A 24792-nucleotide genomic window follows, 5' to 3' on the forward strand; every position below is an offset into this window, starting at 1 on the left:
TACCTCCTCACCTTCCCAGGGGAGACATGGCAGGTGAGATGGGACGCCAGTCCGCTCGGCCAGGGCCAGATCGCCGCCGATGAGGTGGGGTCCCGTCGGACAACGGGCACCAGCGTCATCCCCGGAGTCCGAGCTCTGTACTGCCTGCGCGTCATCCAGCCGACGCCACTCGCCTTCCGGCGTAACCCTCTGCCCAACTACGGGGTGATGTTCATCGCCGCTCAGGAGGACCCGCTCCTGGACAAGTACGCGGCGGAGGTACGCGCCCACCAGTTCCGCCAAGTGCACCGCCGCGACGCGATCAACGAGTTGTGCATGCTGCTGACCGTCCAGGGCGTCACCCTGAGCGATGTCACTCCCGCCGCGTTGCTGCACTTCACCCACGAGAATCGGCAGGCACGTTGCATCCTGCAACCGGGCAGCCAGGTGTCCAACCGGCTGATCGGCCAAGGCGTCTGGAACGTTCTGCATTCCATGGGGCACTTCCCGCCGTCCACACCGGAGAGCATGCGGGCCGCCCTGCTGCGTGGACAGCTCAGCGTCGAGGAACTCGTCGACCAGTACGAGATCACCAACCAGGCCGTTCGCGGACTGCTCATCGACTACCTCACCCGACGCAAGGCCGACACCGACTACTCCACCCTGAAGGACCTCGCCTGCAAGCTCACCCGCCACTTCTGGAAGAACATCGAGAGGATCAACCCCGACCAGGAGGACCTGCGCATCTCACCGGAGACCTACGCGACCTGGCGCCAGGCGATCACCGTCAAGGACGACGGCAAACCCCGCGTCGGCCAGGACAGCATCGTCATCGCGCTCCGCTCCTTCTACTACGACCTACACACCTGGGCCGCCGACGAACCTGAGCGCTGGGCGGCATGGGTCGCACCCTGTCCGGTCCCGCCCAGCGAACTACGCGGGCTCGGGGTTCGTCGCCGGCGCATCAACGAACGCTCCGCCGACCGCACCCGCCAGCGTCAGCCCCTCCTTCCCCTGCTGGTGAACCACGTCGAAACCCGCTACGACCGCGCCCGCCTGCTCCTGGAGCAGGCCGACAAGTCGGCCGAAGGGGAGGTGTTCACTCACGAGGGGAGCGAGTACCGGCGGATCCGCACCGAAGCCGACCGCAAGTTCCTTCGCCATGGAGATGCCGTCCCCACCCGCGTCCAGGAAGTCGACAGCGGTCGGATCGTCCACATCGGCACCGAGGAAGAAGGCGCCTTCTGGGAATGGGCGGCCGTCGAGACCCTGCGCCATTCCGGCGTGCGCATCGAGGAGCTCTGTGAACTGACCCACCTGAGCATTCGCCAGTACCAGCGGGCGAACGGCGAGGTCATCGCGCTGCTGGTGATCGCGCCATCGAAGACTGACCGCGAGCGTGTCATCCCGATGTCCGCCGAGCTCTTCCACGTCATCGCCTCGATCATCCGCCGTCACACCCGCACCGGCCGTCCGATCCCTCTCGTCAGCCGGTTCGACTATCACGACAAGGTGTGGAGTCCCCCGATGCCGTTCCTCTTCCAGCGGCAGAACGGCACTACCCCCATGGTGTTCAGCACCGCGACCATCCAGGTCATGCTCGGCCGGATCTGCGAGCAACTGGCCAAGAATCACCGGGAGTTCCGCGGGCTGAAGTTCACCCCGCACGACTTCCGAAGGATCTTCGCCACCGAGCTGGTCAACAGCGGCCTGCCCATCCACATCGGCGCGGCTTTGCTCGGCCATCTTGACGTCCAGACCACCCGTGGCTACGTCGCGGTCTTCGACGAGGACATCGTCCGCCACTACCAGGAGTTTCTCCACCACCGCCGTGAGGTCCGGCCGGAGGGTGAGTACCGCGACACGACGGAGCGGGAATGGGAGGAGTTCGAGGAGCATTTCGACCGCCGCAAGGTCGAGCTTGGCTCCTGCGGACGCCCCTACGGCACCCCCTGCCAGCACGAACACGCCTGCATCCGCTGCCCGATGCTCCACATCAACCCGAAGATGCTTGGCCGCCTCGAAGAACTCGAAACCGACCTCCTCGCCCGCCTACGGCGGGCCCAGGACGAGAACTGGCTCGGCGAGGTCGAAGGCATCAACCTCACGCTCACCTTCCTGCGCGCCAAGCGAGAGGAAACGCAACGCCGAACCCGACGCCCCGCCGTCGACCTCGGCATCCCGACAGCCCGAAGGAAGGAGGACCACTGACGGACAGCAGCTATTCACGCCGGGCGATCGTGATGATCTCCCGGCTGGAAGCAGTGATCGGCTCCCGGTTCCAGTCGCCGTACTGCGCCTCGACCTCAAACCCCGCATCAGCCAGGAACCTGCCGAGCGCCGGCTCTCCCCGCTCAAGGACCGGCACATCAACTTCCTGGGCCGCTACCTGTTCAACATCACCGCCAGCGGCCCCGGCCAGGGCCTGCGGCCCTTCCGCGACCCCGACGCCGCCGAGGACGACGAGGAAGAGGACTGACCGCCGGCGCACCCGGGACGTTAGGCCGTTCGTTGTACCTCGTGCCGGCCGGGCGGCACCGCCTGTGTATCCAGCGCAGGAAGAGAACGCTGATCTCCGAAAACCTTGGACTCGCCGACCGATTGTGGCCCACCAGCCGGTGAGTCGAGAGCATGGGACTCAGCGGACCAGCAGGTCCTGGATGGCCGCCGCGATCTCGTCGGGTGCCTCCTCGGCCATGAAGTGGCCTGCTCGGGTCAGCCGGTGGTCCAGGTCCGGCGCCCACGCCTTCCACACCGCGGCAGCGTCGTAGCCCAGCTGTGCGCCCCAGTCCTGCTGGATGACCGTCACGGGCATGGCCAGCTGCGACCCGGCGTCCAGGTCCGCCTGGTCGTGCGTGACGTCGATGCCCGCCGAGGCCCGGTAGTCCGCAACGATGGACGTCACTGCCGCGGCGCTCGCGCTCAGGTATTCGGCACGCACGTCTTCGGGCATGGTTGTCGGGTCGTTGGCCCAGGCGTTGAGGAACGAGCCGAAGAACGCGTCCGCACTGCCTGCGATCATCGCCTCCGGCAGGCCCGGCGGCTGCGCCATCAGGAAGAGGTGGTAGCCGACCGCCGCCGAGGCGCCGCGCAGGACGTTCCACATGTCGAGCGTCGGCACGATGTCGAGGATGCCCAGGTGCGTGATGGTCTCGGGGTGGTCCAACCCCGCCCGGAAGGCGACCAGGGCGCCCCGGTCGTGGCCGACGAGGGCGAAGCGCTCGTGGCCGAGGGCCGCCGCCAGGGTCACGACGTCGGCGGCCATGGTGCGCTTGGCGTACACATCGGGGCCGGTGGCCGCCGGCTTGTCGCTGGCGCCGTAGCCCCGCAGGTCAGGACAGATCACCGTGTGCTCGTCGGCGAGCCGCTCGGCGACGTGCCGCCACATCAGGTGGGTCTGCGGGAAGCCGTGCAACAGCACGACCGGACTGCCGCTGCCGCTACCGCCGACAGCGGCGGCCAGCTCCACACCGTCCGCGCCGGGCAGGCGGACGTGGTCGAAGCCGGGAATCGTGGGGGTCATGGAAGGCCGTCCTTTCGGGTCGGGGACCGACCGGATCAGCCTGAGCGACGGCGATCAGCAGCCGATCAGTACGGCTGGGCGCAGCCCGCCCCCGTCACAGACACTGGGCGCATGCGAATCGACGTGCTCGGTGCTGTGCGGGCCCTCCGCGACGACGGCAGCCCGGTCGACCTGGGCGGACCCCGTCATCGCGAGGTACTCGCCCGGCTCGTCGCCGCCGAGGGGCGGATGGTCACCACCGACACCCTGGTCGACGACCTGTGGACCGATCCGCCTGCCCGCGCCGTGGGCGCTCTGCGTACGTTCGTCGCCGCGCTGCGCCGCGCCCTCGAACCCGAACGGCCGCCCCGCGATCCGCCGCGTGTCATCGTCACCGAAGGTCCCGGCTACGCACTGCGCCTGCCGCGTGATGAGGTGGACGTCCACCGGTTCCAGGACACCCTGGCCCGTGCCCGGCGCCACCCCGACGCGGTGACCGACCTCGGCGCGGCACTCGCGGCCTGGCGCGGACCCGCGTACGCCGATGTGCCCGGCTCCGCATGGGCGCAGCGCGAGCGGATCCGGCTGGAGGAACTGCGGTTGGAGGGCGTGGAGTTGCGTGCCCGCCTCCTCCTCGGCTCCGGGGAAGGGGCCGATCTCGTCGCCGGGCTGGGTGCTCATGTCGCCGACCATCCGTGGCGCGAGCCGGCCTGGGGGCTGCTCGCCCGCGCGCAGTACCATGCGGGCCGCCGGGCCGACGCGCTGGCCACCCTCCGCCGCGCCCGCGCGATGCTCGTCGACCAACTCGGACTGGACCCCGGTGCCGACCTGCAACGCCTGGAGATGGAGATCCTCGGCGGGTCCGTGCCGCTCGAAGGCGCACGTACTGCGTGGGCCGGCCCTGGTGTCCGGCTCGGTCCGCGCACCACCGTGGATCTGGCCCGCACCCTCGCCCTGGCGGGTGGCGACGCCCTCGTCCACTCGCGGCGCGACCGTCTCGCCGCCGTCCAGGCCGCGGAACGCACAGGAGACCTCTCCCTGACCGCGCGGATCATCGGTGCCTACGACGTGCCCGCCCTCTGGAGCCGGGCCGACGACCCCGAACAGTCCCGCGCCGTCGTCGCGGCCGCCGAGCGCACCATCACCGCGCTCGGCCCCGACGGCCCCGCCGACCTCTCCGCCCGCCTGCTGGCCACGATCGCCGTCGAGAGCCGCAGCGCCGATCTGTCCGGGACCGAGCCGGGGCGCGCGCGGCAGGCGGCGCGGCGGGCCGAGGCGCTGGCACGGGACCTGGCCGATCCCGCCCTGCTCGCCTTCGCCCTCAACGGGGTGTTCCTGCAGTCCTTCACCCGCCCCGGGCTCGCGGCGGTACGGGACAGGACCGGCGCCGAGATCCTCGACCTGGCCACCCGGCACGCGTTGCCGAACTTCGCCGTACTCGGCCGGCTCATCCGCCTGCAGTCCGCCTCCGCCCTCGGCGACCTCGACACCGCAACCTCCCACGCCGAGGCCGCCGAACAGCTCGCCGCCACCATCGAGGCGCCCCTCGTCCCCGTCCTCACCGGGTGGTTCCGGGCCCGGGTCACAGCCGCCCGCAGCACCGAACCCGGCGGACCGACCGCCGCCACGGCCGCGGCGCACTACCGCGCTGCCGAGAACGCCCTCCGGACTGCCGGAATGCCCGGGCTGCACCGCGGCCTCTTCCCGCTCGCCCTGCTGGGGCTGCGCCTGCTGCACGACCGGCCCGCGCCCACCGACCCGCACCTCGACTGGGGTCCGTACCGGCCTTGGGCACGACCCCTCGTACTGCTCGCCCAGGACCGGACCGAGGAGGCCCGTGCCGCCCTCGCCACGGTGCCCGAACCACCGCGTGACCACATGCAGGAGGCCATGTGGTGCCTGACCGTCCGCGCCGCCGTACGCCTCGGCGCGCCCGGAATCGCCGCACGCGCCCAGGCTGCCCTGCGCGATGCCTGTGCCGAACACGCCGGCGCCACCAGCGGAATGGTGACCCTGGGCCCGGTGGCACGGTATCTGGCAGAGGCGGAGGCATGCGCCGGAGCGGGGTAAGCGACCCCGGAACGGAGACGACCAGTGATCCCCATGCCGCCCCACCGTTGGAAGGACCCCGGTGTCCTCGGCGCCACCGGACCCGGAGAACACGGACCCTTCGGCCGCTGGCCCAAACCCGAAGAAGGCGAGACTGCACCCGAGCCCAGCACGCCCGAGCCCCGGCAGGAGTAGGGGAATCACAGCAAGATCAATCTCACCGGGATTTCCTGTACCTCAACTATTCACACCCGTAATCACGCAGTGCGGCGTGAGTTCGGTGCCACCTGGCACACTCCCCAGCCCCCTCATCAACGGAGCATCCCCTGCCCAACCACATACCCTTCCTCACCCTTTCGAGTGAAGTGCAGAGAAGCAGTGGACGCTCTACCGCTGTGCCAAGCAAGAACCCGAGCGCCGGTTCCATGCCCTGTATGGCCACGTCCTCCGCATGGACGTCTTGTGGCGGGCATGGTCCAGCGTGAGCACGAACCGGGGCGCCCCCGGGGTGGACGGCGTGAGCGTCGACCAGGTGGCGGCCTCGGGGGTGGATGAGTTCCTCCAGGACCTGTCGGATCGACTGCGGACGCATACGTATCGTCCGTCGGTGCTGCGGCGGGTCCAGATCCCGAAACCGGGGCGGCCGGGGGAGTTGCGGCCGCTGTCGATCCCCACTGCGGCCGACCGGGTGGTGATGACGGCCGCGAAACTGGTCCTCGAACCGGTCTTCGAGGCCCGGTTCACCGAGGCGAGCTACGGTTTCCGGCCCAAGAGGTCCGCGATCGATGCGTGTGAGGCTGTGCGCGTCGCGGCGAACCAGGGACGGGAGTGGGTGTTCGAGGCCGATATCCGGGACTGCTTCGGGACGATCGGACATGATGCCCTTGTCGCTCAGGTGGAGCGGCGCGTGGCGGACCGGTCGATGCTGAAACTGATCCGGGCATGGCTGCGGATGGGAGTACTGGAGGGCGGGGTGACCTCCCCGACTGGGGCGGGAACCCCGCAGGGCTCACCGATCTCCCCGCTGCTGGCCAACATCGCCTTGCACGTCCTCGACGAGGCGTGGCAGGACGAGGGACGCCGGCTGGGGGTGCTGGTGCGCCACTGCGATGACTTCGTGGTCCTGTCGCCGACCAGACAGCGCGCCGAACAGGCGCGCGAGCTGGCCGCGCGGGTGCTGGGCAGACTCGGGATGCGGCTGCATCCGGAGAAGTCCGGCATCGTCTGCCTCACGCGGGGCGGGCAGGGTTTCGAGTTCCTCGGATTCCACCACCGGAAGGTGGAGTCGTGGAGATGGCGGGGCAGGTTCTACCTGCAACGCTGGCCCTCGCCACGGGCGTTGGGGGTTCTGCGGGACAAGATTCGCGCGGCCACCTCAAGGTCCCGGAGCGAGCGGCCGGTGGCCGCTGTGGTCGCCGATCTCAACCCGGTCCTGCGGGGCTGGGCAGCGTACTTCCGAAACGGCAACAGCGGGCGGAAGTTCAATGAGGTCGACGGCTATGTCCACGAGCGGCTGGCGATCTTCGCCAGCCGGAAACACGGCCTGCGGGGCCGGAACTGGACCACCCGTTTCACCTACGGGTGGATCAGTCGGCTCGGGGTCTACCGCCTGACCGGGAACGTGCGCTGGGCGACGGCGCATGCCAGCTGGTGAACGATGTCGGAAAGCCGTGTGCGGGAGAACCGCATGCACGGTGTGCGCCGTGAGGCGCTTCGTTGTATCCCCGACGCAGTCGGGAGGAACTCGGAGGGAGGTTCTTGGGTCGCCTGACTTACCTGGACGCGAAAGCGCGAGGGGACAAGAGCATGTCAGGGAAGTGGTGGCCGTCCGGAGGTGTCCGGGGCGGGGTGCCGCGAGACCCGTGCGATATGGCCAAAGCTGGATTGCCTGAAGCCCAATCTCCAGCGGTGAGAGTGCGCACCCGTCGGAACGACACCTGGAACCGACGCCACGTCATGTCCGGGCATGAACCGTGAGACCGGACAACCTCCGTGACGTGGAGCATCGCCCAGCGAGGGCGGTCAAGGAGATGAGTGGGCGGCCTACGTCGTGCTCGATACGTACAGCGAAGACGTACCACGGGATCGCCTACGGGGCGCGAGCCCTACGGCGACGGAGTGCCCGTAGTAGTCGCAGGAGTGACGACCTGCCAGGGAGGACGGGAAAGCCGTCCGCATGGGCGAAGGGGCACAGGTGATCGAGATGTCCAGTGAAGGGAGGCATGCGTAATGCAGAGCGCCGAAGCGGTGCTGGACGTCATCCGTAAACGTGGCGAGAGAGGACTGCCGGTCGAGAGGCTGTATCGGCAACTGTTCAACCCTCAGCTGTATTTGGTGGCCTACGGGCGCATCTATGCCAACACGGGTGCGATGACGCCCGGGGTCACCGGGGAGACCGCGGACGGCATGTCGCTGGAGAAGATCGGCAGCATCGTCAACGCCTTGCGTGCCGAGCGCTACCGGTGGTCTCCGGTCAAGCGGGTCTATATCGAGAAGAAGGGATCGACGAAGAAGCGCCCGCTGGGCCTGCCGACCTGGTCGGACAAACTGGTCTCCGAGGTGGTGCGTCTGCTGCTTGAGGCGTACTACGACGTCCAGTTCTCCGATCGGTCTCACGGGTTCCGTCCCCAACGGGGCTGCCACACCGCGCTGAGCGAGGTGGTGGATCTCTGGAAGGGGACGCACTGGTTCATCGAGGGGGATATCTCCGACTGCTTCGGCAGCCTCGATCACGAGGTCATGCTGTCGACGCTGGCGGAGAAGATCCACGATGGCCGGTTCCTGCGGCTGATCAGCCACATGCTCAAGGCCGGATACCTGGAGGACTGGAGGTGGCACGACACGCTCAGCGGTGCCCCACAGGGTGGAGTTGCCTCCCCGATCCTCTCGAACATCTACCTTGACCGGCTGGACCGGTTCGTCGAACAGTCTCTGCTGCCTGAGTACAACCGGGGTCTGCGTCGGCAGCCCAACCGGGCATACAAGGCCGTCGAGTACGCGATCGCGAGGGCCAGACGGCGCGGCGACCGGGAGGCGGTGCGGACCCTCGGGCTCCAGCGCCGCACCCTGCCGAGCCAGGACCCGAACGATCCGGACTATCGCCGGTTGAGATACGTCCGCTATGCCGACGACTGGCTCCTGGGGTTCGCCGGCCCCAAGCACGAAGCCGAGGAGATCAAGTCGAAGATCGGTGCGTTCCTGCGTGACGAGCTCAGGCTGGAACTCTCCGAGTCCAAGACCGTGATCACCCACGCCACCAGCCAGGCGGCGCACTTCCTCGGCTACGAGATCCGGGCCCAGCACTCCGACACGAAGATCACCCGGAACCGTCGGGCGGTCAACGGAGCGATCGGCCTGTTCGTGCCACGGCAGGTGATCAGGCACAGATGCGCGCTCTACATGAGCAAGGGGCAACCGGCACAACGCGGCATGCTGCTTCACGACGAGGACTTCACGATCGTCGCGAAGTACCAGGCCGAGTACCGGGGGCTCGTCCAGTACTACCTTCTCGCCCAGGACGTGTTCCGCCTGGGCAGGCTCCAGTGGGTCATGGAGACCTCGCTGCTGAAGACGCTGGCCGGGAAGCACCGGTCGACGGTCACGAAGATGGCTCGGAAATACAAGAGCACCGTCGAGACACCCGAGGGACCGCGAACCTGCCTTACCGTCACCGTCCCACGCGACCGGGGAAGGAAACCACTGGTCGCCCGCTTCGGCGGGATACCGCTCAAACGACAGCGCAAGGCCGTCCTCACCGACAGACGGCCGGTCATGGCCAGCGCGAAGCGAAACGAGCTGATCCACCGGCTCATCGCCGAGTGCTGCGAGATCTGCGAAGCCCGGACGAACCTTGAGGTCCACCACGTCCGTAAGCTCGCCGACCTCAACCGGCCCGGCCGTCGGGACAAGCCCGACTGGGTGCACCTCATGGCCAAACGACGGCGCAAGACCCTGGTGATCTGCCGCCGCTGCCACGAGGACATCCACGCCGGGCGAGGCACCGCGCCACCACGGAAGTGATCACTGGAGAGCGGGATGCCGGGAAACTGGCCCGTCCCGTTCGGGAAGGGGCCGTCGGAAAAGGACCCGAACCACGGGCACCTCGTCGGCGGCCTACTTCACTCGAAGCGGCGGGGACTGGAAACGGAGCATCAGCCACCGCGCCAGTCCCCGACCCTACTCAGTGGCTCAGCGCTCCTGACCCAGCTCGGACTCGGTCAACGCGCCGAGTTTTACCGGGACGTGACACGACGCCTGCTTGGGCCGGTCGTTCCGGCGTCCGCCGGTAGGGTCGCCGATTGTGAGGATTCTGGTCACCGGCGGTGCCGGGTTCATTGGGTCGGCGGTCGTACTGGCCCTAGCGACGGCGGGCCACGAGGTCCGCGTTCTGGACGCACTGCTGCCCGCCGTCCACCCCTCCGGAGTGATGCCCAGCCTGCCGGACGACGTGGAGCTGCGGCACGGCGACGTGCGGGATGCGGTGGTGGTTGAGCAGGCACTGGCCGGTGTGGACGCGGTCTGCCACCAGGCGGCGATGGTGGGCCTGGGGCTGGACCTCGACGACGCACCCGCCTATGCCGGCTGCAACGACCTCGGCACAGCGGTCCTGCTCTCCGCGATGGCGCGTTCGCACGTGCGGGACCTGGTGCTCGCCGGGTCCATGGTGGTCTACGGGGAGGGCCGGTACCGGTGTCCGGTGCACGGGGACGTCTCGCCCGGTCCGCGGCATCCGGACAACCTGGACGCCGGCCTGTTCGAGCCGCCGTGCCCGCGGTGCGGCGCTGAACTGAGCCCCGGGCTGGTGGCAGAAGACGCCCCGGTCGACCCGCGCAACGTGTACGCGGCCACCAAGCTGGCCCAGGAGCACCTGGCCTCCGCCTGGGCCCGCGCCTGCGGGGGACGCGTACTGACGCTCCGCTATCACAACGTCTACGGGCCGGGCATGCCACGCGACACGCCGTACGCTGGGGTCGCTTCCCTGTTCCGCTCGGCCCTGGCCCGAGGCAAGGCACCGCGGGTGTTCGAGGACGGCGGTCAGCGCCGGGACTTCGTCCACGTCCAGGACGTGGCCGATGCCAACGTCGCCGCGCTCGCTGCCGTTGGCGGCCGGCCCCCAGGCAGCGCCCGGGCGTACAACGTGGGCAGCGGCGAGGTCCGGACGATCGGCGAGATGGCCTCGGCGCTCGCCGCTGCCCACGGGGGGCCGATGCCGGTAGTGACGGGCGAGTACCGGCTCGGCGACGTCCGGCACATCACCGCGGACTCCTCGCGGCTGCGCGCGGAACTCGCTTGGCGGGCCCGGGTGGCCTTCACGGACGGCATGAGGGAGTTCGCGGCGGCACCGCAACGTGCCTGACGTCAGCTTCGGGCAGCGGGAAGGACGATCTCGAAGCAGCAGCCCCCGGCGGTGTTGTGCACCCGGGCCCGACCGGCATGGGCCTCGACGATGCCGCGGACGATGGCGAGCCCAAGTCCGGCACCGCCCCCGCCCGGTTCCTGGGGGCTTCCGGGGTCGGCCGGGCGAGGAGTGCGGGCGGTGCTGCCACGCCACCCCGTCTCGAACGCCCGAGGCAGGTCCTGTTCCGGGATGCCGCCGCAGCCGTCGGTGACCGAGAGCACCAGCTCGTCCCCCCTTGGCGGTGAGCATGACGACCGGCAGGTCGGCACCGCCCTCGGCGGGCCGCAGCCTGCGCAGGATCTCCAGGCCGTCGATCCCGGGGAGCATGAGGTCCGGAACCAGCAGGTCCGGGCGGTGGGCGGGGGCCAGGGCGAACCCCTGCGGGCCGTCGGCGGCCCGGTCGACGCGGTGACCCGCCCGAGTGAGGTAGCCGGCCACGACCTCGGCCACGGTCGGGTCGTCACCGATCACCAGGACGCGGCAGGACGACGGTGATCCCCCTGTGGTGGGGCGGTCGTTCACCTTGCCGAGGATACGACCCCCCGGCCACGGCGGGGTCGCCCACCGGGACCGGCGTCCGCGTTCCGTGAGATCCCCGAGATCCCCCGAACGGGCCCCGCCGGACAGACGTGGCACTTCCACAAGGGCGCGGTTCGGTCCCGACGGGACCGCCCGCGGTTAGCGTGACCGGCGTGACTTCTCCCCTCCCTCCCCCACCGGTCGCCGATGTGGTCCTGCCCTGCCTGGACGAATCCGGGGCCCTGCCGTGGGTGCTCGGACGCATCCCTCCCGGCTGGCGGGCGATCGTCGTGGACAACGGCTCCCGGGACGGCTCCGCCGAGCTCGCCCGCTCCCTCGGCGCGACCGTGGTCGAGGAACCGAGGCGCGGCTTCGGCGCGGCCTGCCACACCGGGCTGCGCGCCGCCACCGCCGACCTGGTCTGCTTCCTCGACTGCGACGGCTCGCTCGATCCCGCCCAACTCCCCCGGGTCGTCGCACCGGTGCTGGACGGTGCGGCCGACCTGGTGCTCGGCCGCCGCCGGCCGGCCACCGCCGGTGCCTGGCCGGTGCACGCCCGCCTCGCCAACGCCGTCCTCGCCCGACGGCTGCGGGCCCGCACCGGCGCCCCGCTGCACGACCTCGGTCCGATGCGGGCCGCCCGCCGGGAGCAGCTGCTGGCCCTGGGCCTCGGCGACCGACGCTCCGGCTACCCGCTGGAGATGGTCCTCGCAGCCTCGGCCGCCGGGCTGCGGATCGCCGAGACCCCCGTCGACTACCTGCCACGCGCGGGCCGGTCCAAGGTCACCGGCACCGTGCGCGGCACCCGCCAGGCCGTTCGCGACATGCGGGTGGTGCTGGCGGCACCGCCTCCCACGCTGCTGGTGATCGCCAAGGCGCCCGTCCCCGGCCGGGTGAAGACCCGCCTCACTCCGCCCTGCACCCCACCCCAAGCAGCAGCCCTCGCCGAGGCCGCGCTCGCCGACACCCTGCACACCCTGGCCACGATGCCCGCCGGACGCCGCCTGCTGGTCCTGGACGGCGAACCCGGCGGCTGGCTACCAGCGGGCTGGGAGGTCGTCCCGCAGCGCGGCGGCGGCCTGGACCGACGGCTGGCCGGCGCCTTCGCGCACGCGGCCCGGCTGGCCCCGGAGGCGCCCGCGCTGCTGGTCGGCATGGACACCCCGCAGCTGGACGCCGCCACACTGGCCGAGCCGCTGTCCGCCACCCGGCGACCGGGCGTGGACGCCTGGTACGGCCCGGCGACTGACGGCGGGTTCTGGGCGCTGGGCCTGGCCCGGCCGACCGCGCAGCTGGCCGCCGAGCTCCTGCACGACGTGCCGATGTCCACCCCGGGCACGGGCGCGACGCTCCTGCGCCGCATGGCGCAAGCCCGCCTGACCGTCCATCATCTGCCCGTACTGACGGACGTGGACACCGTCGACGACGCCTGGCAGGTGGCCGCCGAGGCACCGGGAACCCGCTTCGCCGCCCGGCTGCGAACTGTCAAGGCGGCTCCGGAGGTGGCGAGTTGACGGTCGCCTCACCCTGGGTGGACGACCCCTTCGCCGAAGCCGTCCGCACCGGTCGCGGCCCGCTGTGGCTGCGCCGCGAGGACGGCCGGCGGCTGCACCTGGACATCGAGCGCTGGTGCGCACCGGCGGCCGGCGCCGACCACAGCCTGCTGCTGCGCTGCGCCGACCTGGCCGCACCCGTCCTCGACCTCGGCTGCGGGCCCGGCCGACTGGTGGCCGCGCTGCTCGCCCTCGGCGTGCCGGTGCTCGGGGTGGATGTGACCAGGGCCGCGGTGGCCCGCACGGTCGGCCTCGGCGGCCCGGCGCTCTGCCGCTCCGTCTTCGACCGCCTGCCCGCCGAGGGCCGTTGGGGTGCCGCGTTGCTCGCGGACGGCAACCTCGGCATTGGCGGCGACCCGGACGTCTTGCTCCGTCGGGGCGCCGAACTCGTCACCCCGGAAGGGCTGCTGCTGGTCGAGGTGGAGCCGGAGGAGGTGGACGAGCGCGCCGTCGTCCGGGTGGAGGGGCCGGACGGACGGCTCGGCCCGGCCTTCCCGTGGGCCCGCCTCGGTGCAGTCGCCACCTTGCGGCGGGCCCGCGCCGCGGGCCTCGCCGAGGCCGAGCGCTGGACCTCGCACGGCCGCCGCTTCCTCGCGCTGCGCAAGGGATGAGCCGTCGGCCGCCCCAGGGCGTCCCCACGCCCCGGGGCGCCCCGTCAGGGTTTCGTCATCTCCGGCACCGCACCGCGCATCGACCGGCCCGACGCACCACTCGCCCGACCGCGCACCGCCGACACCATGAGCACGCACGCCAGGGCGGCCCCGTACGCGGCACGCTGGGCGTCCTCCCCGCCCACCAGGTAGAGCACCTGCCCGGCCGCCGGTACCGCCAGCCACTCCCACCGTCCGTCCAGCGCGACCAGGGCGACCACCAACAGTCCGTACCAGGGGTAGCTCGGCGCGACGAGCATCAGTGCGGTCCCGGTCACCAGGAGCGCGCCGCGCCAGGGCCGGGCGGGGTCACCATACCGCAGCACCCACAGCACGACCGCCGCCAGCACCAGGGCGGCCGCCCACGGGACCCACCGGTCGGGCAGCAGCACCCGCAGCAGGCCGAACCGTTCGAGGTGTCCCTGCTCGTACCCCTCCTCCCGCAGGTAGCCGGGCAGGTATCCCAGGACGCCCACGCCGGAGACCGCGACGTACGGGAGGTAGGCCGCCACGAAGGTCCCGAGGACCGTCGCGGCGAGCACCAGGTCGCTCCTCGTCGGCCGCCGGGCCAGCAGCCCGGACACTGCCCCGGGCAGGGCGAGTGCCGGCAGCAGCTTGGTCGCGACCGCCGCGCCGAGCAGGGCGCCACCGGCACCGGCCCGTCGGCGGGCCGCACAGGCCAGTCCGGCCACCAGGAGGAGCGCACCGAGGGTGTCGACGTGAGCGTCGTTGACCGCCCAGATCGTCACGCCCGGGCACCAGCCCCACAGCGCCGCCCGCCGCCGCCCGCCGGTGGCGAGCAGCACCCCGGTGGTGGCGACCGCCAGCAGGGCACCACCGACCTGCACGCCGCGCACCCCGTCGCCGAAGAGGTGCGCGACGAGGAACCACGCCTCCGCGACCGGCGGGTAGACGGTGTGCACGGCGGGCCGGTTGATCCGGGTGCAGTCCCCGGCCGCGGTCCTCCGCTCGTCCCAGGCCGTGCACCCGTCCCCGGCCGGGAACAGGCCCGTGTCGCGCAGCCGGAGCAGCGCCAGGTCGTCCGGTGCGTGCGCGTACGGGGAGACTCCGGCCGCCTGGACCCGCCCGTCCCACACGTACCGGTAGGCGTCGTCGCTGGTGCGCGGCGGTGCCAGCAGTCCGGCCCCGGCGACCAGGATGCTCCCGATCAGCACCAGCGGCGCCACCTGACGGTCGGCCACCTTCCGCAGCAGGAACAGCCCGAGCGCGAACAGTGCGGCGTCGAGGACGTACCAGGCGTGGAGCGGCGACCGGTCGGCGAGCGTCCCGCCGCCGGTCACGGTCAGCGCGAGGCCCGCCACCAGGGCGGCGAGAGCGAGCGCGCAGGGCAGGACGGTACGGGTCCGGTCAGTCACCCGGGACGCCGGGAAGGCCGGTCGTCAGGCCGTCCAGGGCGTGCGGGCAAGGGCACTCCCGGTCGACGGGCAGGGCCTCCAGCGCCTTGAACAGCACGGTGCGCAGCCGGTCGACATTGCGGGCGAAGACCTCCAGCACCTCCGCGTGGGTAACGCCCTCACCGCTCTCCACACCGGCGTCGTGGTCGGTGACGAGGGCCAACGACGTGTAGCAGAGACCGAGTTCACGCGCCAGCACGGCCTCCGGGTGCCCGGTCATACCGACCACCGACCAGCCGTTGGCGCCGAACCAGCGGGACTCGGCCCGGGTGGAGAAGCGCGGCCCCTCGATCACCACCAGGGTGCCGCCGTCCACCGGCTCCCAGGCCGCCGCGCGCGCCGCGTCCAGGGCCGCCCGTCGCCCGGCCGGGCAGTACGGGTCGGCCATCGACACGTGCACCACCTGCGGCACCGACCCGTCCGGCAGCGGCCGCCCGTCGTAGAAGGTCTGCACCCTCCCCGAGGTCCGGTCCACGAACTGGTCCGGCACCAGCAGCGCCCCCGGCCCGTACTCCGGCCACAGCCCGCCCACCGCGCACGGCCCGAGCACCTGCCGCACGCCCAGCGAGTGCAGCGCCCAGAGGTTGGCCCGGTAGTTGATCCGGTGCGGCGGCAGACCGTGGCCACGCCCGTGCCGGGGCAGGAAGGCGACCCGGCGGCCGGCCACCTCGCCCAGGAACAGCGCGTCGCTGGGCGGACCGTACGGCGTGTCCACGCGCACCTCGACCACCTCGTCCAGCAGCGCGTACAGCCCCGAGCCGCCGATCACACCGAGCTCGGCCCGCAAGGCGTTCTGACGCTTCATCACCTGCACCTACCTCTCCTCCGAAGAACGTCGCGACCACTGTAGGAGCCGGTCGGGACGGAACCCGCGAAGCACGGTCCTACGATTCGCGGACGCCGCGCGCACGGCGGCCGGATCGCCCGGCTCGACGGGCGCGGCGGAGTCTGAACGCGAGGCCGGCGGCGGCGCCGCCGAAGAGGACCCCGGTGATGGCGAGCCACCGGCCGAGGTAGACGTCCGCCGACATCCCGGTCGCCCCCGGGTAGGGCTCGGGCAGGTTGAGGATCAACGGGAACCAGACGAGCAGCAGGAGGCCCGACAGGAATACCGGTACCCGCAGGTAGTTGATCCAGGGCACGGTCGGCATCGGCTCGGGAAGGCGGCGCAGCACGGACCGGGCCGAGAGATCGGCGATCGAGTAGAGCGGGAGCAGGATCAGGTCGTGGGCGACGGCCGCGCCGACGAACCAGACCGCCACCGCGAGGGGCCGTGCAGTCACCAGGCGCTCGACCGCGAAGCCGGTGAGGGCGAAGGAGGCGAGGAGCGCGAGCAGGTGCAACGGCCGCGCGCCGTACCAGCGGGCGAAGGATGTGCGTCGGTCCATCGTCACGTCCTGAAGGTCAGCCGGCGGACCCACTTCGTGTTGTTCACGCCCGGGTTGGCGGGGACGATGATGCGGGCGGGATAGCCGTGATCGAGCGAGAGGTCGACTCCGTTGACGTGCAGGGCGAGCAGGGAACGCGGGTCCCGGATCTGATTGCCGCGCAACACCACGGAGGAGTACGGGCCGGGCGGCTGGACCGACTCCACGAGCACGTCCGTCGCGTCGGGGAGCCCGGCCAGGGCGGCGAGGTCGGCGAGCCGCAGTCCGCTCCAGTGCTGGTCGGTGGTGGACCAGCCCTCCACACAGGCGATCGGCAACTGGGCGGAGCGCTGCCGCATCGCGAGCAGCTGCTCCCGGGTGAACACCTGCACCGGCCCGGCGCCGTGCACTTCCAGCCGCCAGTCCGGGCCGACCATCGCCGCCGAGATGCCGACGGAGGCGGCCGTCTTGTTGATCTGGAAGCCGTTCGGTCCGTCCCCGGGCTCGCGGCCGTGCGGCGCCAGCAGTGCGGTGGTACGGGTCCAGCCGCCGATGCTCTGCCCGGCGGTGACGACGAACAGGGCCAGGGAGCCCGCGCCCACCAGTGCGAGTGCGCCGCGCCGGGCGATCGTCGGCGGGGCGGGGTCCACCGCCACGAGGCCGTCGGTGTCCGGCGGTTCGGGCCGGGTGCCGGCGACGCCGGTGCGCAGCTCGCCCCACAGCGAGCGCGACCCCAGGGCGCGGACCAGCCTGCCGAGCTTGAGCGCGACGTGGATGACGAACGCGGCGACGAACACCCACGCCCCGTAGAAGTGCAGGGTGTAGAAGGACCCCGGGAAGACGTAGTAGAGCTGGATGTTGAGGATCCCGGTCACGAATTCGAAGACCGCCCCGCCGACCAGCATCAGCAGCGACAGCCGCTCCAGGGCGTGGGCGGCGCTGCGTACGGGCGGCCACTCGAACAGCTTCGGGATCACCGACCACAGCTTGGCCAGTACGACCGGTACCAGGACGACGCCGAGCGTCACGTGCACCCCCTGGGTGAGCCGGTAGAGCCAGGCCGGGTGGGTGGGCCAGTCGAAGAGGTAGAAGCCCAGCAGGCCCTTGTCCGGTGTCTGATCGTTCAGCGGGCCGAGGTCGGGGTTGTAGGCGGCGTAGGACAGCGCCCCGGTCACGAACAGGATCGGGATCCCGACGAGCAGTACCAGCCCGAAGACCGAGGTCAGCCACGGCCCGCGGATCGGACTGCGCCAGAACCCTGGCCGAAACGGCCCGGGCGGCGCGGGCATCCGCCCGGGTCCGTGTGCGACCGTCGACAGCACGGCACCGACCGCAGCCCGGGCTCGCTCCCAGAGCCGTCCACCATCGCACCGAGCCATCACCTTCGACCGCCTCCAACCACTCGGGAACCCCTGGACCGCGGCACGCGGGCCTGCGACCCGGGAAAGAACGGCGGCTACCGGCTCTCCGCGCCACCGTGGAACGTCTGCTGGCAGCGGCTCGCCGGACAGCCAATCACCCACAACGGAGCGGCCCCGGCAAAGCCACACAGGACCGGTGGAGACGTCACCCGTACGGCCGCTTCCGAACCGGGACACGGGCCTCTGCCGTGACCGGCAGCCCCAGCCGTCACGAACGCTCGGCATCGGGTCTTCCGGCATCCCAGGAGCCGCCCCAGAACCCAGGGCCGTTTCAGAGTCCGGTGATCTTGTGAGTGTGCTGGTCAGGCGATGCCGAGGAGGTCGAGCGGGCGGCTGAAGGGCTCGTAGGAGGCGTGCCGGAGGCCGGCGGCGATGTTACGGTGCCCGTGCTGCCGCAGCGTATTGATCGCCAGGTTGCGCAGGGTCGCCATGTTCTCGGGTCCACGGCCGGTACGGATCTTCGAGGCGTCCTCGGCGAAGGTGGTGTCGCGGACCCGGCGGAGGATCTCGGTGCCGTGGCGGTGGGCGTCGGGGATCTGGGCGAGCGCGGCGTCGAGCACAAGCTGCGCCTCCTGGAGCAGTACGAGACCGCCGCTTCCCCCGCCGAGCGTGGGGCCCTGTTGCGTCGCGAGCGGCTGTACCACTCGCACATCCAGGAGTGGCGGGCCGCCCGGCAGGCCGGGGCCTTGGAGAAGCTGGCCGACCACCGCCGCAGCCCGGCTCGCCCGAAGACAACGAGAAGCTGCGCCGGGAGAACGAGCGGCTCAAGCGGGAGCTGGCGAAGAACAAGGCCGCGGTGGAGGTCCTGGGAAAAGCTGTCGCGCTCTTGGAATCGGTCTCCGAGAGCGCGGACTGAAGCACGTCCTTGACACCGAAATCCCGTCGATTGTCGATGAGTTGGCCGCACATGTGGGCATCGTGGCCGCGTGCCGGCTGGCGGGCCGGTCCCGGGCCACCCACCACCGGCATCTGAACCCCCAGGAGCCGGCGGCCAAGCCGAAGCGCCCCGGATCAGCCCCGCCGCAAGCACTCTCGGCCGCCGAGCGCGCCACGGTGCTGGAGCTGATGGACAGCCCCGAGTACGCCGAACTGCCGCCGGCGCAGATCTGGGCGCGGGAACTGGACGCCGGGCGCTACCACTGCTCGATCCGTACCATGTACCGCATCCTCGCCGCCGCCGGGCAGAACGGCGAGCGCCGCCGCCAGGTCACCCACCCGACCCACACCATCCCGGAACTGGCGGCCACGGCCCCCTCTCAGTGGGTGTTTTGGTAGTTGTATTCCTATACGCGGCTTTCACCCCTGTCCACTTTCGTGACACTGCAGCCGATAGGAGAAGATTGCTTCGCCTTCAATTGCCGGCTGGGCTGTCCATCTCATCCGCTTCTGTGCTCTGAAATCCGTTTGGCTTGAAGAAGTCATAGAACCGCCCAACGAGCTGCGGAACGGGATCCTCCGCCGCATCCGTGCCGACGCTGGTGCCGTGAGCCAGCGGAAGCCGTATCCCAGCGACCTGTCCGACGCCCGATGGGCCCTGATCGAACCGAAACTGACGGCCTGGAGAAAGGCCCGGCTCGACCGCCGGCCCACTGGGAAATCGGCCCAGGTCGAACTGCGCGACGTCTTCAACGCGATCCTCTACGTCAACCGCACGGGAATCCCCTGGAAGTACCTCCCGCACGACTTCCCGAACCACTCCACGGTCTACGCCTACTACGCGGCCTGGCGCGACGAGGGAATCTTCGTGGAACTCAACTATGACCTGACCGGCCTGGCCCGCGTGAAGGAGGGGCGCAAGCCTGAGTCAGTGCAGGAGGACGGCCAGGAGTTCGGCGAGGCTGGGGCCGGCGTCGGCTGGGTGGCGTAGTTGTTTGGCGGCTTGGACGTGGTAGTGGTTGCTGCGGCCGGTGCGTTCGTGGGTCAGGTAGCCGGCGTCTTCGAGGTCGACGATGATCCGTTGGACGGCCCGCTCGGTCAGTAGGCAGCGTGCCGCGATGTCGCGCACCCTGATGCCGGGATCGCGGGCGATCTGTACCAGAACGCGGGCGTGGTTGGTCAAGAAGGTCCACTGCCGCGTCGTCGAGGGGCCTTCGTTCATGGCACCAGCTTACGACCGTCGATTCACGCAGTCGTAAGCACGAAAAACAATCCGTGTAACCGTTGACATGGGTCGCTCGTGGGCGAATGGTTGAAGGGCAAGCCAGGCCGCCTATCGGCCGGGATCCTCGCGTACCGCGTGAAGGTCACCATGGACAGCCTCACCCGCGACCACCTGGAAGCCCTCGCCGGCTTCCCCTACGACCGCATCGGCCGCCACCACGAGAACGGCGACCAGACCTGTCAGGTCGAGCCACTGCGCCGCATGGTCCGCCACGCGGTCACCGGCCACGAGGCCTGCCTCGCTGCCGGCGAATCCCGCCAAGGCACCTTGGACCACCAGCAGGACACCGCCACCGAGCTGGGGGAGAGCCTGGAGCGGTTCGCTTCTTGCCGGCGCGGCCAGCCAGCTCCTACCCCTGGCACCACCCATCGCAGCACAGAGTGACCAAGGCCATGGCCACTGCCCGTCGCCCGCCGCCCGAGCCGACGCCCCCAGCGAGTGACCTGTGCGGCCGGCCCCAGGTACGGCTGCCCGGTGAAGTGACCGAGACGGGCCCCTGCGCGGGACAGGACAGCCGCATACGAGCCCCGCGACCGCCGGCACCGCCCCGGCAAGCCCCACTCCCGAAGCATGTGGGCTCGCTCCCCGCCACACCTGCGATCTCCCCGCTCTCGTACCAAGGCTCCTCCAGCCCCGGTATCGGCTGAAGGAAGAGCCGACGACGGCGGCCCCGCGCGGGCACCCGGCGAAGAGGACGTCTCAAGACACCGGCCAAGGCGGCAGGCCACCGAAGAACCAAGGAGGACCTGATGTCGACAGGGACCCTCATCGCGATCATCGTGCCCGTCGTGGTCGTGCTGCTCCTGATCGCCGGGGCGTTGTGGCTCGTGGCCCGCCGTCGCCGGTTGCGGGAACAGTTCGGCCCCGAGTACGAGCGCACCGTTCGCAGCTCGGGCAGCCGACTGGCCGCCGAGCAGGAACTACGCCGCCGCGAACAGCGCCACCAGCAGCTGGAGATCAAGCCGCTGGCCCCCGACACCAGACAGCGCTACGCGCAGGACTGGACGCAGGTGCAGCAGGAGTTCGTCGACCGTCCCGGCGAGGCCGTCCAGCGGGCCGACGGCCTGGTCACCGCGCTCATGCATGAGCGCGGCTACCCCACCGAGGACTACGAACAGCGACTACGTGACCTGTCCGTCGAGCACGCGAACACCCTGAAGCACTACCGCGCCGCGCATGCGGTCAACGCCCAGGCCGGTCACGGTGACGCGACCACCGAAGAACTCCGCGGGGCGATGGTGCACTACCGCGCGCTGTTCACAGCGCTCCTCGACGGCGGGCAGGCGGCGCGGGACGACGAATCGCCACGGAGATGACAGAGATGACGCCACAGCGCTACGACGACAAGGGACCGATGACGACCGAGGACATCGCCGCCACCGGATCGCAGAACGAGGAAACAGAGACCACCGGGACACAACGGCACTCAGGCGCCATGGATCAGCCCCGGATGACGTCTGACGCGACAGCAGAGACCACGCCCGATGCGCGGCAGGAGCGGGCCGTCTTCCCGGGCGAGGCCACCGGCGAGAGGACGGATGTGGACAGCGGGCAGGCGGCAACGCCTCCTGAGGATACGACCGCGCAAGGGGAGGCTGCCGACCGCGGCGCGGCCGGCCAGGAGGGCGAGGAACCGTTGCTGCCGTCGGCCCAGGCACAGGAGCTGCGCACCCGTTGGCAGCAGGTGCAGACCTGCTTCGTCGACGACCCGCGCGAGGCTGTTCGGACCGCCGACGAACTGGTCGCCGACCTCATGCGGCGACTGGCCGAATCCTTCGCCGACCGCAAGCAGCGGCTCGAGAGTCAGTGGAACCGGGGGGACAGCGCTGACACCGAGGAGCTGCGGCTTGCTCTGCAGAAGTACCGCAGTTTCTTCGACCGCTTGCTGAGCAGCTGAGCACTGCGCGGCCATTCGCGAAACAGCTCTGAACCTTCGGAGGCCACCGTGATCGTCCTTGGAGTGATCCTCCTCATCATCGGCTTCGTCACCAGCATCTCGGTGCTGTGGACCATCGGTATCATTCTGGTAGTTCTCGGCCTGATTCTCTGGCTCCTCGGCGCGGTGGGCCACGGCATCGCCGGACGCCGGCACTACTGGTAGCCCGACTCGACAGACGCCATGCACGACCAAAGCCCGGCACCTGCCGTAGTGACGGCGCGCGGCGACATCGACCTCGCCACCGCCCCGTCACTGCGCCGCCAACTGGCCGATGCGCTGCGGGCACACCGCGAAGTCGTGCTCGACCTGTCGGAGGTGACGTTCATGGACTGCGCCGGTCTGGGCGCCCTCGTCCAAGCCCGCAACCAGGCCGACCGCAGCGGCGGACGGCTCATCCTGCGCGGCATCGGACACCCCGTGACCAGGCTCCTCAAACTCACCAGCCTGACCCGGTACCTGACCGGCGAAGTCTGACCGGCCGCCACGCGGCTACGCCGAAGCTGCACTTCACCGACGCCGCTGCCCGCATCCTGACCTGCCTGGAGCAGGGCCGCCGCCCCCTGAGCGCCTGGCCGCCGACCCGCGCCGCCCCGGCCTGTGCAGCCACCGCTACCCCGGCCTGCCCGGCCACAGCGCGGGCGCCGGGCGTGGACGTCGTACGTCGACCCGGGCGCCGGCGCCTGACGTCTGTTCTGGACCTGGGGACCGGCCGACGGCGACGACCAGGACGGCGGCGTGGTCACCGTGCTGCTGATCGGCCCGCACCTGTAGACGGTCCGCGGTCACGGGCAGCCGGCGTGCCGAAGCCCCCGACGTAGCGGTTGGCCGATCCCCGGTCGAGCGTGATGCCGTAGGTGAGCAGTTCCGCGAGCAGCGGTTCGGTGACGGCGTTGCGACGGCGAACGTCACCGGGCCGCACCCGCACGCGGTACAGCAACTCCAGCGCGTCCTTCTTCGTCGCACATTCGGCCAGCCGCTCGCCCAGGCGCTCCTCATCGTCCGGCGTTCGAGCGAGCGGCACGGTGGCGGCCGGTGCGTCACACGGGCCGGCCGCCGGACGGCTGAGCTGAGCCTCAATCACCGCGAAGGCGACACCGGCCGGGGCAGCTTTGCCCAGCCGCACGCGCAGCTGCTCCTCCGCTTCGGCCACGGCCGCGCGGGCTTCGAGCACTCGGTCCACGCTGCGGACCAGCTACTCCCAGGCGTCTTCGATCGAGGTGTCGGCTGTCACGGCGGGCGAACGAGAACGGTCCCGGCGAGGTCACCATGTTCAGCCCGTCCCGGCTGACACGAGCCGTCCTGGGCCCGGCGACGGCGTGGTCGCCACGCTCTCAAGCCGCCGTCGGATGGCATGTTCGCGGCCGGCCGGCCCGCAGCGCAGCCCGCAGCGGGCGAAGTGTTGGAGGCGCTGCGCGCCGAACTCGAACACCGGCCGCGGCTCGGCCGCCTGATCCGCACCGTTACCTAACACTGTTCTCCCCTGACGCGAGATTGTGACCATTTGTCAATCGGTCTTGACGAGCGATGGGTTCTGCCACTTGATCTTGACCGGGGGCGGAGGCGTTGCCGTGCCGGCGTGCGACGGTGCCGTACGGCCCGGGTTTGGACCTCGTCGAGGAATGGTGGTGACTGGTCAGACCGGCGTATCGGCGAGGAGGCCGGTGGCGCGGTCCGCGGTGAGGACGCCGAGGATGTAGCCGTCCTCGTCGACGACGGGCCAGACTGCCAGGTGCTTGATCCGCATCGCGAGTGCGGCCAGCGCCAGGCCCATGGTCGGCCAGGCGAACGGGCCGCGCTGGTGCGAGGTGGCGCTGATCGCGGTCCGCTCGGTGTCCCAGGAGCGGGTCAGGAACGGGCGGAGTCCGGCGCGGGTGACCAGCCCTTCGCACCGGCCGTCGTGGCCGCGGACGAGCAGGTACTCGATGTCGCCGCCGCGCAGGACGTCGTTGGCCTGGTCGACGGTGCTGTCGTCGGCTATCTGGTAGTCACAGGGTTCCATGGCGTCGGCGACTGTCAGGCCATGGCCGAGCCGTGCCGACTGCGGGGAGTGGGTGGTCACGGTGTTCACCGTTCCCGTCTCCGGCTGCCCGCCGGGGCGGGGCTGCCGGGCTGTCCTTCACCCAGAACGAAGCCGGAACGGGTACCGGAATGCGGGATGCCCTGGATGTCTTCGAGGCTACTCCTGCGGTGGGCGGCCCGGGGAGGCCGTGGGGGAGTAGCGTGGGAGACAACCGAGGACATTCCGCACACCGGCATCAGCGTCGACGTCGCCCTGGGGCATGATGGGTCCCTCGTGGACCGGACGGGCGGCTTCGCATGATGCCGATCCCCTTCCCCGCTTCTTCCTCTTTCGGGCCGTGGACGGTGCCCGCTGCCCCGCTGCTGCCGCGTTTGGAGCTGGAGCCGACGATGGCGCGGCAGGGCGTCTTCGACGGGGCCTGGTGGCCCCGCTCGAACCACGTCCTCGCTGAACTGCCGGACCTGATCACCGCGCTCGGCGCCCACTTCGGGCGCATCCTGCGGGTCGGCCTCGACACCTCGGCCTGGGACAGTGTGCCCCGGTCCGTCGCGGCGAACGGCCTGATGGTCAGGATCAACTGGTTCGCCGGCAGCGATGCGACGATCAGCGTCACCCGGGGCTTCCAGGACCACTTCCTGCTGCTGGTGGTGCCGCCCGGTACCGACCCGACGACGGCCGCCTCGGCGATGGCCGGCGCCTCGGTGACCGGTAACCACACACCAGCTGCCGAACTTCTGTACGGCTGACCGCGTGGCTGCGTGGTCGACTCCGAGACTGGTGATGGCTTGACCCGTGGATTTGCGTGCGGTTCGGTGGTTG

Annotated in this window: 24 protein-coding genes and 4 pseudogenes; 16 read left to right on the top strand and 12 right to left on the bottom strand. The window is 70.8% G+C overall.

Annotated elements, in window-relative coordinates; genetic code table 11:
* The first annotated feature begins 33 nt into the window (after positions 1-33).
* Positions 34-2190, top strand: coding sequence for a tyrosine-type recombinase/integrase (locus ACFU7Y_RS02545; protein WP_380766190.1), 2157 nt, complete (start codon positions 34-36; stop codon positions 2188-2190).
* Between the two features lie 10 nt (positions 2191-2200).
* Here the strand turns inward: ACFU7Y_RS02545 and ACFU7Y_RS02550 are convergent, their stop codons facing one another.
* Both ACFU7Y_RS02550 and ACFU7Y_RS02555 read right to left on the bottom strand, forming a co-directional pair.
* Positions 2201-2470 (bottom strand): hypothetical protein, encoded by a 270-nt coding sequence (locus ACFU7Y_RS02550; RefSeq protein WP_380766192.1) that lies wholly within the window; start codon positions 2468-2470, stop codon positions 2201-2203.
* A gap of 147 nt (positions 2471-2617) precedes the next feature.
* On the bottom strand, positions 2618-3502 hold the full coding sequence (locus ACFU7Y_RS02555) for an alpha/beta fold hydrolase (protein WP_224274364.1): 885 nt from the start codon (positions 3500-3502) through the stop codon (positions 2618-2620).
* Between the two features lie 111 nt (positions 3503-3613).
* Between ACFU7Y_RS02555 and ACFU7Y_RS02560 the strand changes: the two genes are divergently transcribed.
* From ACFU7Y_RS02560 to ACFU7Y_RS02575, 4 genes are all read left to right on the top strand, one after another.
* A complete protein-coding gene (locus ACFU7Y_RS02560) occupies positions 3614-5551 on the top strand; it encodes a BTAD domain-containing putative transcriptional regulator (RefSeq protein WP_380766195.1) in 1938 nt (645 codons plus the stop codon).
* Positions 5552-5981: 430 nt separating this feature from the next.
* Positions 5982-7184 (top strand): group II intron reverse transcriptase/maturase, encoded by a 1203-nt coding sequence (gene ltrA, locus ACFU7Y_RS02565; RefSeq protein ID WP_380766197.1) that lies wholly within the window; start codon positions 5982-5984, stop codon positions 7182-7184.
* Between the two features lie 575 nt (positions 7185-7759).
* Positions 7760-9550 (top strand): reverse transcriptase domain-containing protein, encoded by a 1791-nt coding sequence (locus tag ACFU7Y_RS02570; RefSeq protein WP_380766199.1) that lies wholly within the window; start codon positions 7760-7762, stop codon positions 9548-9550.
* Between the two features lie 280 nt (positions 9551-9830).
* The gene (locus ACFU7Y_RS02575; protein WP_380766200.1) at positions 9831-10886 is read left to right on the top strand and encodes an NAD-dependent epimerase/dehydratase family protein; all 1056 of its coding nucleotides are present in this window, start codon (positions 9831-9833) and stop codon (positions 10884-10886) included.
* 2 nt (positions 10887-10888) lie between these two features.
* On the opposite strand, the pseudogene ACFU7Y_RS02580 reads toward ACFU7Y_RS02575, so the two are convergent.
* A pseudogene (locus ACFU7Y_RS02580) lies at positions 10889-11158 on the bottom strand (ATP-binding protein); the annotation flags it as partial.
* A 1-nt stretch (position 11159) separates the two neighbouring features.
* A pseudogene (locus ACFU7Y_RS02585) lies at positions 11160-11450 on the bottom strand (response regulator); the annotation flags it as partial.
* 170 nt (positions 11451-11620) lie between these two features.
* Between ACFU7Y_RS02585 and ACFU7Y_RS02590 the strand changes: the two are divergent.
* From ACFU7Y_RS02590 to ACFU7Y_RS02600, 3 genes and pseudogenes are all read left to right on the top strand, one after another.
* Positions 11621-12322: pseudogene (locus ACFU7Y_RS02590) on the top strand (glycosyltransferase family 2 protein); the annotation flags it as partial.
* Positions 12323-12433: 111 nt separating this feature from the next.
* Positions 12434-12961: a DUF2064 domain-containing protein gene (locus tag ACFU7Y_RS02595; RefSeq protein ID WP_374119892.1), complete on the top strand. Its 528-nt coding sequence runs from the start codon at positions 12434-12436 to the stop codon at positions 12959-12961.
* Positions 12958-13611, top strand: coding sequence for a class I SAM-dependent methyltransferase (locus tag ACFU7Y_RS02600; RefSeq protein WP_224274377.1), 654 nt, complete (start codon positions 12958-12960; stop codon positions 13609-13611). Before ACFU7Y_RS02595 ends, ACFU7Y_RS02600 begins: the two co-directional genes overlap by 4 nt.
* A gap of 44 nt (positions 13612-13655) precedes the next feature.
* Here ACFU7Y_RS02600 and ACFU7Y_RS02605 read toward each other — a convergent pair whose 3' ends face one another.
* The 5 genes from ACFU7Y_RS02605 to ACFU7Y_RS02625 all read right to left on the bottom strand — a co-directional run bounded on the left by ACFU7Y_RS02605 (position 13656) and on the right by ACFU7Y_RS02625 (position 18503).
* A complete protein-coding gene (locus tag ACFU7Y_RS02605; protein ID WP_224274385.1) occupies positions 13656-15026 on the bottom strand; it encodes a glycosyltransferase 87 family protein in 1371 nt (456 codons plus the stop codon).
* Positions 15019-15870 carry an S-methyl-5'-thioadenosine phosphorylase gene (locus tag ACFU7Y_RS02610; RefSeq protein ID WP_380766202.1) on the bottom strand — a complete coding sequence of 284 codons (852 nt, stop codon included), beginning with the start codon at positions 15868-15870 and terminating at the stop codon, positions 15019-15021. The genes ACFU7Y_RS02605 and ACFU7Y_RS02610 overlap by 8 nt, the downstream gene beginning before the upstream one ends.
* Positions 15871-15949: 79 nt before the next feature.
* Positions 15950-16453, bottom strand: a complete 504-nt coding sequence (locus tag ACFU7Y_RS02615; protein ID WP_380766203.1) for a hypothetical protein — start codon at positions 16451-16453, stop codon at positions 15950-15952.
* 2 nt (positions 16454-16455) lie between these two features.
* Complete coding sequence (locus tag ACFU7Y_RS02620; protein ID WP_380766205.1) at positions 16456-17721, bottom strand: molybdopterin-dependent oxidoreductase; 1266 nt, start codon at positions 17719-17721, stop codon at positions 16456-16458.
* A 434-nt stretch (positions 17722-18155) separates the two neighbouring features.
* Positions 18156-18503, bottom strand: coding sequence for a hypothetical protein (locus ACFU7Y_RS02625; protein WP_380766207.1), 348 nt, complete (start codon positions 18501-18503; stop codon positions 18156-18158).
* 247 nt (positions 18504-18750) lie between these two features.
* On the opposite strand from ACFU7Y_RS02625, the gene ACFU7Y_RS02630 reads away from it, so the two are divergent.
* Together ACFU7Y_RS02630 and ACFU7Y_RS02635 are read left to right on the top strand one after the other, a co-directional pair.
* A complete protein-coding gene (locus tag ACFU7Y_RS02630; RefSeq protein WP_380766209.1) occupies positions 18751-19128 on the top strand; it encodes a hypothetical protein in 378 nt (125 codons plus the stop codon).
* A 208-nt stretch (positions 19129-19336) separates the two neighbouring features.
* Positions 19337-19657, top strand: a pseudogene (locus ACFU7Y_RS02635) (transposase); the annotation flags it as partial.
* On the opposite strand, the gene ACFU7Y_RS02640 reads toward ACFU7Y_RS02635, so the two are convergent.
* Positions 19658-19951, bottom strand: a complete 294-nt coding sequence (locus ACFU7Y_RS02640; protein ID WP_224274397.1) for a helix-turn-helix domain-containing protein — start codon at positions 19949-19951, stop codon at positions 19658-19660.
* Positions 19952-20089: 138 nt separating this feature from the next.
* Between ACFU7Y_RS02640 and ACFU7Y_RS02645 the strand changes: the two genes are divergently transcribed.
* The 5 genes from ACFU7Y_RS02645 to ACFU7Y_RS02665 all read left to right on the top strand — a co-directional run bounded on the left by ACFU7Y_RS02645 (position 20090) and on the right by ACFU7Y_RS02665 (position 22427).
* On the top strand, positions 20090-20398 hold the full coding sequence (locus tag ACFU7Y_RS02645) for a hypothetical protein (RefSeq protein WP_380766211.1): 309 nt from the start codon (positions 20090-20092) through the stop codon (positions 20396-20398).
* Positions 20399-20763: 365 nt separating this feature from the next.
* On the top strand, positions 20764-21330 hold the full coding sequence (locus tag ACFU7Y_RS02650; RefSeq protein WP_224274400.1) for a hypothetical protein: 567 nt from the start codon (positions 20764-20766) through the stop codon (positions 21328-21330).
* Entirely contained in the window at positions 21327-21911 is a 585-nt protein-coding gene (locus tag ACFU7Y_RS02655; protein WP_380766213.1) for a hypothetical protein, read from the top strand. The genes ACFU7Y_RS02650 and ACFU7Y_RS02655 overlap by 4 nt, the downstream gene beginning before the upstream one ends.
* A 48-nt stretch (positions 21912-21959) precedes the next feature.
* A complete protein-coding gene (locus tag ACFU7Y_RS02660; RefSeq protein ID WP_224274404.1) occupies positions 21960-22115 on the top strand; it encodes a DUF6131 family protein in 156 nt (51 codons plus the stop codon).
* Between the two features lie 18 nt (positions 22116-22133).
* On the top strand, positions 22134-22427 hold the full coding sequence (locus tag ACFU7Y_RS02665) for an STAS domain-containing protein (RefSeq protein WP_224274405.1): 294 nt from the start codon (positions 22134-22136) through the stop codon (positions 22425-22427).
* Between the two features lie 265 nt (positions 22428-22692).
* Here ACFU7Y_RS02665 and ACFU7Y_RS02670 read toward each other — a convergent pair whose 3' ends face one another.
* Positions 22693-23124, bottom strand: coding sequence for a hypothetical protein (locus tag ACFU7Y_RS02670; protein WP_224274407.1), 432 nt, complete (start codon positions 23122-23124; stop codon positions 22693-22695).
* A gap of 462 nt (positions 23125-23586) precedes the next feature.
* Complete coding sequence (locus tag ACFU7Y_RS02675) at positions 23587-24012, bottom strand: CBS domain-containing protein (RefSeq protein WP_224274409.1); 426 nt, start codon at positions 24010-24012, stop codon at positions 23587-23589.
* A 260-nt stretch (positions 24013-24272) separates the two neighbouring features.
* Between ACFU7Y_RS02675 and ACFU7Y_RS02680 the strand changes: the two genes are divergently transcribed.
* A complete protein-coding gene (locus tag ACFU7Y_RS02680; protein WP_380766232.1) occupies positions 24273-24719 on the top strand; it encodes a DUF5994 family protein in 447 nt (148 codons plus the stop codon).
* Positions 24720-24792 lie beyond the last annotated feature (73 nt).

The sequence above is a fragment of the Kitasatospora sp. NPDC057542 genome, assembly GCF_042801945.1.
Classification (GTDB): domain Bacteria; phylum Actinomycetota; class Actinomycetes; order Streptomycetales; family Streptomycetaceae; genus Kitasatospora.